10 protein-coding genes are annotated in these 9249 nt (G+C 71.4%); 4 read left to right on the forward strand and 6 right to left on the reverse strand.

The window, feature by feature from the left end; translation table 11 throughout:
• The 4 genes from EYA84_RS19875 to EYA84_RS19890 all read left to right on the forward strand — a co-directional run.
• Nucleotides 1-767 (forward strand): SDR family NAD(P)-dependent oxidoreductase (locus EYA84_RS19875; protein WP_131054553.1); only part of this gene is annotated, 767 nt, incomplete at its 5' end.
• 24 nt (nt 768-791) lie between these two features.
• A complete protein-coding gene (locus EYA84_RS19880) occupies nt 792-1673 on the forward strand; it encodes an amidohydrolase family protein (protein ID WP_131054554.1) in 882 nt (293 codons plus the stop codon).
• Between the two features lie 16 nt (nt 1674-1689).
• Entirely contained in the window at nt 1690-2142 is a 453-nt protein-coding gene (locus EYA84_RS19885; protein WP_131054555.1) for a MaoC family dehydratase, read from the forward strand.
• A gap of 54 nt (nt 2143-2196) precedes the next feature.
• A complete protein-coding gene (locus EYA84_RS19890) occupies nt 2197-3738 on the forward strand; it encodes a long-chain fatty acid--CoA ligase (protein WP_131054556.1) in 1542 nt (513 codons plus the stop codon).
• Here EYA84_RS19890 and EYA84_RS19895 read toward each other — a convergent pair.
• From EYA84_RS19895 to EYA84_RS19920, 6 genes are all read right to left on the reverse strand, one after another.
• Nucleotides 3644-4531, reverse strand: a complete 888-nt coding sequence (locus EYA84_RS19895; protein WP_131054557.1) for a PaaX family transcriptional regulator C-terminal domain-containing protein — start codon at nt 4529-4531, stop codon at nt 3644-3646. The genes EYA84_RS19890 and EYA84_RS19895 overlap by 95 nt on opposite strands.
• A 36-nt stretch (nt 4532-4567) precedes the next feature.
• Complete coding sequence (locus tag EYA84_RS19900; protein WP_201272434.1) at nt 4568-5368, reverse strand: ABC transporter ATP-binding protein; 801 nt, start codon at nt 5366-5368, stop codon at nt 4568-4570.
• On the reverse strand, nt 5361-6185 hold the full coding sequence (locus EYA84_RS19905) for an ABC transporter permease (protein ID WP_131054558.1): 825 nt from the start codon (nt 6183-6185) through the stop codon (nt 5361-5363). The genes EYA84_RS19900 and EYA84_RS19905 overlap by 8 nt, the downstream gene beginning before the upstream one ends.
• The gene (locus tag EYA84_RS19910; protein ID WP_131054559.1) at nt 6182-6982 is read right to left on the reverse strand and encodes an ABC transporter permease; all 801 of its coding nucleotides are present in this window, start codon (nt 6980-6982) and stop codon (nt 6182-6184) included. The genes EYA84_RS19905 and EYA84_RS19910 overlap by 4 nt, the downstream gene beginning before the upstream one ends.
• A gap of 66 nt (nt 6983-7048) precedes the next feature.
• Complete coding sequence (locus EYA84_RS19915; protein ID WP_131054560.1) at nt 7049-8020, reverse strand: ABC transporter substrate-binding protein; 972 nt, start codon at nt 8018-8020, stop codon at nt 7049-7051.
• 153 nt (nt 8021-8173) lie between these two features.
• Nucleotides 8174-9249: LuxR family transcriptional regulator (locus tag EYA84_RS19920; RefSeq protein ID WP_131054561.1), on the reverse strand; the 1076-nt coding region annotated here is incomplete at its 5' end.

Here is a 9249-nt window from a genome sequence, read left to right on the forward strand (position 1 = left end):
GACGCGCCGTCGCCGTGGTCGCACCGGTCGGTCCGACCGAGACCGCACAGGCCCTGGTCGCCGCCGCCGTCGAGAGCTTCGGCCGACTGGACGTCCTGGTCACCAACGCCGGGGTGCTGCGCGACACGGTGCTCTGGAAGATGACCGACGAGGACTTCGACACCGTGATCGGGGTGCACCTGCGGGGCACCTTCACCACCGTGCGCGAGGCCGTGCGGCACATGCGCCAGGCCGGCGAGGGCGGGCGGATCATCTGCATCGGCTCCCCCACCGGCCAACGCGGCACCTTCGGCCAGACCAACTACGCCGCCGCCAAGGCGGGCATCGTCGGCATGGTCCGGACCTGGGCGTTGGAGCTCAAGCGAGCCGGCATCACGGTCAACGCCGTCGTCCCGGTCGCCGCGACCGCGATGACCGCCACGGTCCCCTACTTCGCCGCCGCGGTACGCGCCGAGGCCGCCGGGGAGCCGATGCCCGCCTTCTTCCGGCACGACCTCGGGTTCGGCACCTCCGACGACGTGGCCGGGCTGGTCGCCTTCCTCGGCTCCGACAGCGCCGCCGAGGTGACCGGCCAGGTGATCGGCGTGGGCGGCGACCGGATCCAGATCTGGACCCACCCGGAGGTCGCGCTGACCGCCCACCACGAGGGCGGTTGGTCCTACGACGCGCTGGTCGCCGCGTGGCCGACCGAGTTCGCCGCTGCGTCGCAGAGCGTCGGCGAGCGCTTCCCGGAGCTGCCCGAGGAGTTCCGCGACACCGCCTCCTGACCCGCCGGACGAAGGTTCCCGAGCATGTACCAGCCCGCGATCGACCTGGACGCCGTCACCGCGATCGACATGCACGTGCACATCGAGATCGACGACCACGGCCACGCCTCGCTGCCCGATCCGCTCGTCGCCGCCGCCTCGAAGTACTTCCGCACCGACGGCCCGCGTCCGGCGGTGGACGCGGTCGCGCAGTACTACCGCGAACGGAACATGGCCGCCGTGGTGTTCAGCGTCGACGCGCGGACGCAGCTGGCGCACCCGCCGCTGTCCAGCGCCGACATCGCCCGCGCCGCCGCCCAGCACGCCGACGTGCTCGTGCCGTTCGGCTCGGTCGACCCGCGCACCGGCGAGGCGGCCCTGGAACTCGCCGCCCGGCTGATCGAGGACGAGGGCGTACGCGGGTTCAAGTTCCACCCCACCGTGCAGGGTTTCGACCCGAGCCACGAGGAGTACGCGCCGCTGTGGGGACTGATCGAGCAGGCGGGACTGCCGGCGTTGTTCCACACCGGGCAGACCGGCATCGGCGCGGGACTGCCCGGCGGCTACGGCTTCCGGCTCGGGCTGTCCAACCCGATGCTGCTCGACCCGGTCGCCGCCGAGTTCCCGGACCTCCAGATCATCATGGCCCACCCGTCGGTGCCCTGGCAGGACGAGGCGCTGTCGGTGGCGACGCACAAGCCGAACACCTGGATCGACCTGTCCGGCTGGAGCCCGAAGTACTTCCCGGCCGAGCTGGTGCGCCACGCCAACTCGATCCTCAAGAACCGGGTGCTCTTCGGCACCGACTACCCGCTGCTCACCCCGGACCGCTGGCTGCGGGACGTGGCGAGCACCGACCTCAAGCCCGACGTGCTGCCCGGCATCCTGAAGGACAACGCCGCCCGGCTGCTGCGCCTGGCCGGATGACGACGGAAGGACCCCCGTGACCACCACCATCGCCTACGACCAGCTCGCCGGCCTCGGCGGCACCGACCTCGGGCAGACCGAGTACCGCACGGTCACCCAGGACCAGATCGACCTGTTCGCCGACGCGACCGACGACCACCAGTGGATCCACGTCGATCCGGAACGGGCCAAGGACGGCCCGTTCGGCGCGCCGATCGCCCACGGCTTCCTCACCCTCTCCCTCGCCGTGCCGTTCTGGACCGAGCTGCTCGACGTGACCGGCGTGTCCACGAAGGTGAACTACGGCCTGGACAAGGTGCGCTTCCCAGCACCGGTGCGGGTCGGGTCACGGGTCCGGATGCGGGCCGTCGTCGCCGAGGTCACCGAGGTGGCGGGCGGCTACCAGATCGCCGTCGACCAGACCATCGAGATCGACGGCGGCGGCAAGCCCGCAGTCGTCGCCCGGGGGATCTACCGCTTCTACGCCTGACCTGCCGGGACCACAGCCGCCCGGCCACCGCCCTCCACCACCAGGAGACTGCTGATGCACCACCAAGGGATCGGCGGCTGGCTGGCCAAGCGCCGACTCAAGTCACCGGAGAAGATCGCGCTCGTCCACGGCGAGCAGGCGACCATGACGTACCGGCAGCTCGCCGACGCCACGGACGGCGTCGCGGCGGCGTTGCGGCACCTCGGCGTCGGCAAGGGCGACACGGTCGCGTACCTGGGTGAGAACAGCCCCGAGTTCCTCCAGGTGATGTTCGGCGTCACCCGGCTGGGTGCCGCCTTCGTGCCGGTCAACACCCGGCTGGCGACCCCCGAGATCACCCACGTGCTCAGCGACAGCGGTGCGCGGGTGCTGATCCACGATCCCGAGTTCGCCGCCCGGGTGGCCTCGGTCGCGGCGGCGTCCCGCCCGGCGCACGTGGTGCCGACCGGTCCGGGGAGCGCCGAGACTCCGGGTCTGTCCCGGCTGGCCGCCACGGCACCCCGGGACGACACGCCGGTCCGGGTGACGATGCGGGACCCGGCCGCGATCGTCTACACCTCGGGCACGACCGGTCGCGCCAAGGGTGCCGTGCTGACCCACGGCAACCTGACCTGGACGGCGCTGAACTGCATCGTCGACTACGACGTGGTGTCGACCGACATCGCCCTGATGATCTCGCCGCTGTTCCACGTCGCCTCGCTCGGCATGGGCGCGCTGCCGGTCATCCTCAAGGGCGGCACCCTGGTGCTGGAGAAGGGTTTCGAGCCGGGACGCGCGCTCGCCCAGATCGCCCGGCACGGCGTCACCATGCTCAGCGGCGTGCCGACCACCTTCCAGCTCATGGCCGACCACCCGGACTGGGCCTCCACCGACCTGTCCACGCTGGGCAAGCTCACCTGCGGCGGCTCGGCCGTGCCCGTCCGGGTGCTGAACGCGTACGAGGAGCGGGGTCTGTCGTTCTCGCAGGGGTACGGCATGACCGAGGCGTCACCGGGGGCCACCTCGCTGCCGCCGACCATGACCCGCGCGAAGCAGGGCAGCGTGGGCCTGCCGCACTTCTTCACCGAGGTACGGGTCGCCGACGAGAACGGCGGCGCGGCTCCCGCCGGCAGCATCGGCGAGATCGAGATAGCCGGTCCGAACGTGTTCCGTGGCTACCACCGGATGCCCGAGGCGACGGCCGGGGCGTTCACCACGGACGGCTGGTTCCGCTCCGGCGACCTCGGCTACCTGGACGACGACGGCTACCTGCACGTCGCGGGCCGCCTCAAAGACATGATCATCTCGGGTGGGGAGAACATCTACCCGGCCGAGGTCGAGGTGCTGCTCGGCGAGATCGACGGGGTGACCGGCGTGGCGGTCATCGGCGTCCCGGACGAGCGCTGGGGCGAGGTGCCCTGGGCGATCATGACGATCCGCGAGGGCGCCGCCGTCGACGTCGACACCGTCCGCGACTTCCTGAACGGCAAGGTGGCCCGCTACAAGCTGCCCAAGAACGTGGTCATCGTGAACGAACTGCCGCGGACCGCGTCGGGGAAGGTGCGGAAGGCGGACCTGCGGAGCCGGTTCGGCGGGTGGTGGCAGCGCGAGTGGTGACCAGCGCGGCGAACTCGGCGGCCGAGGCGTCGGCCAGCCGCTCGTGCATCCCCCGATAGACCTGCGTCGACCGGGCCGCCGGCCACTGCGCGTCCATGAACTCGCGCGGAAGTCGCGGGTCGGCGCGCAGCAACGCGAGCCAGTCCGCCACCAGCATCGTGCGGACGGTCAGCGCGCTGGGCGCCTGCGTCGCCGCGTCCGGGTCGTCCCACACCTCGATGAAGGCCAGATGTTCGCGCCGGATCGCCTCGATGTCCCAGGCCGCCCGGACGCTCTCGGCGATCGGGAACCCGGCCAGTTCGCGGGCATGGAAGGCGATCACCGTGTTCGGCGGCAGGTCCTGGCACAACGGCTCCAGCGATCCGGCGAGGTCGACCTCGCCGGGTGCCAGCCACAGCCCGTCGCGCAGCGGCGCGAAGCCCTCCCAGGTCAGCGTGGAGCGCAGCCGGTGACGCAGGGTCCGCTGCCCTTCCGGGATGGTGAACGTGACGAGGGTCCAGCCGGTGCCCTGCGGGTCGAACGGGCGCGGGCCACGGACCCGCTCGGTCGCCTCGCGCAGCACCGCCACGCCGTGCTCGGTCAACGAGAACTGGATCTCCCGGCCGCTCTTGCTGCGGGCGAGGATGCCGGTCTGCACGAGTCGGTCGAGGGTGGCCCGCGTCGCCGGGGCGGCCACGCCGGCCCCCTCCAGCACCCCGATCAGGACACTGGCGCGCACCGGCCCCGGCTCGTCGTCGACGACGTGTTCACCGAAGAACGCGAGCAGCAGTTGCTTCGGCTGACGACTGCGCACAGTCCTCCCTCTCGGACGGCTCCGACCCGGCGACGGTCACGGGGCGACGGTCTGGGCGCCCTTGGCGCGCCGGATCTGGTCGTAGACGTGGGTCCGCAGCTCCGTGAAGCGGGGTAGCGCGCGAGTCGTGATCTGGTCACGCTCCGGCGGCAGGTCGATGGCGAGATCCTCCTGCACCCAGGTCGGCGACTTGGACAATACTAGAACCCGTTCGCCCAGGTAGACCGACTCGTCGATGTCGTGTGTGACGAAGACGATCGATATCTTGCGGGTCGCGTGCAACTCGCGCACCAGGTCTTCCAGGTCCGCGCGCGTCTGGGCGTCGACTGCGGCGAACGGCTCGTCCATGATCAACACCTCCGGCTCGTACGCGACCGCGCGGGCGATCGCCACCCGCTGCTGCATCCCGCCGGAGAGCTGCCAGGGGTGGCTGCGGGCGGCGTGCCCGAGGCCCACCGCCTCGATGGCGTCGGTGACGAGCCGCTCGCGCGCCGCCCGGGACAACTTCTTGTGGCGCAACGGCAGTTCGACGTTGCCCCGCACGGTCAGCCACGGGTAGAGGCTGCGGCCGTACTCCTGGAAGACGACGGCCATGGCGGGACTCGGGCCGGTCACCGGCGCCTCGTGCATCTCGACCAGCCCGCTGGTCGGTCGCAGCAGCCCGGCCAGGCACTTCAGCAGCGTGGTCTTGCCGCAGCCGGACGGGCCGACGACGCAGACCAACTCACCGGCGGCCATGGTGAAGCTGACGTCACCGATCGCCTCGACGTCCCCGGACGCGGACTCGTACACCTTCCGCAGGTGCTCCACCTTCAGCAACATGTTCCGGTCAGGCACGGTTGACCTCCCTGATTCCGTGGTACCAACGCAGCACCCGCCGTTCGACGACACCGAAGGTCGCGGCGAGCAGGACGCCGACGAGTCCGAGCAGGAGGATGCCGCTCCACATCTCGGCGATGAGGTAGTTCCGCTGGAAGTACGCGATCCGGTAGCCCAGCCCGGCGGACGAGGCGAACATCTCCGAGATCACCATCAGGATGAGCGCCACCGAGAGCCCCTGCCGGACACCGGCCATGATGCGCGGGCTCGCCGCCGGCAGCACGAGGAACCGCAGCCGCTCCCACCAGGTGATCCGGAAGGAGTCGGCGGTCTCGGACATGACGCTGTCGGTGGCCCGGACACCGTCGATGGTGTTCAGCAGGATCGGCCAGACGGCGCCGGAGACGATGACCACCACCTTCATCGTGTCGGTGATGCCCAGCAGCAGCATCATCACCGGGATCAGCACCGGCGGTGGGATGGCCCGGAAGAACTCCAGCAGCGGTTCCAGCAGTTCGCTCAGCCACCGGAACAGTCCGATGAGCGTGCCGAGGGCGACGCCGATCACGATCGAGGCGGCGATCCCGAGGGCGAGCCGATAGAGGCTGGGCAGCACGTCGTGGACGAACGCCGGGCCGATCCAGGTCTCCCGGAACGCCTCGAGAATGGTGAGCGGGCCGGGGAAGAACCGGTTCGTCGACACGGTCGACGCCGCGCCCCAGAGCACCAGGAGCAGGAAGGGCAGCCCGAGCGCATAGAGGAAGCTCGACGCGACACGGTGGGCGACACCCTGCCCGCGCGGCCGGGCGGTGGTCCGTTCGACACGCGTGGTCATCGGGGCTCCTCCCCACGGACGGACTGGTGCCAGGACAACGAGCGCCGCTCGACGAACCGGAAGACGAGGTTCACCAGGAGTCCGAGCAGACCGGTGACCACCACCAGGGCGTACAGGCCGACCGCGTCACCGGCGGAGCGGGAGAGCTCGATCATCCGCCCCAGACCGGGGTTGCCGATCACCATCTCCGAGGTGATGGCGAGGATGAGCGCCACCGCCGCGGCCAGCCGGACACCCGTCATCAGGTACGGCAGGGTGGTGGGCAGCACGAGGTAGGCCAGGCGCTCGCGCCGGGTGAGCCGGAAGCTGCGCGCGGTGTCCCGGGCCACCGCGTCGACGTCCGCGACCCCGTAGATGACCTGGACGAACACCTGCCAGAAGGACGCGTAGATGATGATCACGAGCGCGGCCTTCATCTGGATGCCGAACATCAGCACGGCCAGCGGGATGAGTGCCACCGAGGGGATCGGACGCAGGAACTCGACCATCGTGTGGGTCGCGCGACGCAGGACGGGCACCAGCCCGACGACGGTGCCCAGGACGAGCGCGGCGACCGTCGCCACGGTCAGCCCGATCGCCCACGAGGTCATGGTGTGGCCGAGCCGGCGCCAGAAGGCGACGTCGCGGAACTCCTCGGCGAGCCGGACCAGCACGTCGGTGACGTACGGCAGGTACTCCGAGTTGACCAGGCCGAGCGTCGGCACCAACTGCCAGACGACGAGGAATCCCGCCAGACCCGCGGCGCCCAGCAGCACCTTGCGCGGCGGGCGTGTCCGCCGGATGGATAACACGTGCATGTCGCTCCCGTGGTCAGCGGCGACGCCCTTCCCGGCCGGTGACCGGGAAGGGCGGGACCGCGAGGGCTACTGCTGCTGGATGAGGCGGTCGAGGTTCGGCTGCCGGTCGAGCACCTGGTACTTCCCGGCGAGCGTGGCGAGCGTGGTCAGGCTCTCCCGGTCCAGCTCCCAGCCGAACTCCGGGAGCCGCACCGAGTCCGCCACCGGCTCGGGGAGCTGCAGGTTGTCCTTGATGGCCTGCCGGACGTCCGCCTCGTTGGCGGGGTCCTGCGCCCACTGGAGCGTCTCCTTCATGGCCGTCGAGAAGGCGGAGATCAGCTCGGCGTCGGACTCGGTCCGCTCCTTCGTGGTGATCGTGGTCAGGGTGGCGAGCCCCGGGACGACCGACTGGTAGGGCGCGACCACGAAGGTGTCTCCCCGGCCGCGCAGCTGCGTGACGAACGGCTCCGGCACCCAGGCGGCGTCGATGTTGCCGGCCTCCAGCTGGGCCGGGGTGTCCGGGAACGCGACCTCGACGAACTTGATCGTGGACGGGTCACCGCCGTCCTTCTCCACCGCGGCCATGATGGTCACGTCACCGGCCGCACCCAGGCTGTTCACCGACACCCGCTTGCCGGCGAGTTCGGCGGGCCGGGTGATGCCCGAGGCCGCCGACGCCACGACGGCGTTGATGTCGTCGCCGTCGGCGTACGAGGACGCGTAGTTGCCGATCATCACCACGCCGAGGTCCTGCAGGTCGGCCCGGAACGGACCGAACGGCTGGCCGATGGCGAACTCGATGTCACCGTTGATCAGCGCCGGGATCGCCTGGGCGCCGCCCTGCGCGGGGAGCACCTCGACCCCCAGCCCGTGCTTGGCGAAGATGCCCGCCTTGATGCCGCCCCACAACGCGGCGGTCTCGGTGATGGGCAGCGCCGCGACCCGCACCTGGCGCAGGTCGCCGTCGGCCGGCTCGGAGCCGGTCGCGTCGGAGTCGGTACAGGCGGTGAGAGCGATCGCGACGGCGGCGACCAACCCGTAAGTGATGACCTTCTTCATGGACGGGGCCCTTCCTGGGCGGGGGTGGTGGGGTGCGTCGACACGGCGGATGCCTCGGGGGTGCGGACGCGTTCGGGTGTGAGTGGGGTCACCCTGCCGTGGTGGCCATGGTCAGTCACCCGAGCACCAGATGTCAATAATTTCTGACGCCCGTCATGAATAGGTTGAATATTGCGGTGGTGTGCCGTCCAGCGCCCGGGTCAGCTCGGTGCGTGACCGCACGCCGAGCCGGTGGAACACGTTGCGCAGGTGGTGGTCGACGGTGCGGGTGGACAGGAACATCCGCCCGGCGATCTCCCGGTTGGTCGCACCCTCGGCGACCAACCGCGCGATGCGGAGCTGCTGGCCGGTGAGCAGCCGCTCGGCCGGACGCTGCGGCACCCCGACCGACTCCCCCGCCGCGCGCAGCTCGGCCGTCGCCTGCTCGGCCCAGGCGTGCGCGGCGAGCAGCACGAACGCCTGCCGGGCGCGGTGCAGGTACGCCCGGGCGTCGCGTGGACGGCGGCGACGCCGCAGCTCCCGCCCGAACAGCAACTCGGTGCGGGCCCGCTCGAAGGTGGCGACGTCGGCCGGGTGCAGTCGCAGGGCGGCCCGGAACAGGTCCTCGGCCTCGGCGCTGCCCCGGGGCGCCAGCAGTGCGTGGCACCGCGCGGACAGCGCCCGTCGCGAGGAGCTGGCCGTGCTGCCGACCCAGCGGTCGAAGACCGCCAGCGCGGTCCGGGCCTGCGCGGGCCGACCGGCGCCGACGGCCGCCTCCACCAGGTGTGGCGTGGCCATCACCTGCACCAGGACCTGACCCCGGCCGGTGCCCGGACGGGCCAGCGCGGTGAGCCGGTCGGCGGCGTCGGCGTACCTGCCGTCGACCAGGTCGAGCACGGACAGCGCCCACTGGGCCAGCGCGTACGGGCGGCTTCCCGCCGGGGCGCTGTCCCCGATCTCGGCCACGTACCGCAGCCCGGTGTCCCGGTCGGCGCGGACCGCGGCGAGCACGGCGAGCAGACCGAGGTGCACCTCGGCACTGGCGTTCTGGTCACCGGAGCGGGCCAGCAGCAACCCCTCGCGGCAACTACGGGCCGCCGCGTCGTGCCGACCCAACCAGTACTCGCTCATCGCCCGCAGTTCGAGGGCGCGCGGCAGCAGGCACACCTCGCCCCGGTTCCGGGCCAGGTCCACCGCACGGTCGGCGAGCCGGTGCGCGGCGGCGTCCACGGCCACCAGCAGGCCGGCGA

The sequence above is a fragment of the Verrucosispora sp. SN26_14.1 genome (genome assembly GCF_004307965.1).
Classification (GTDB): Bacteria; Actinomycetota; Actinomycetes; order Mycobacteriales; family Micromonosporaceae; genus Micromonospora.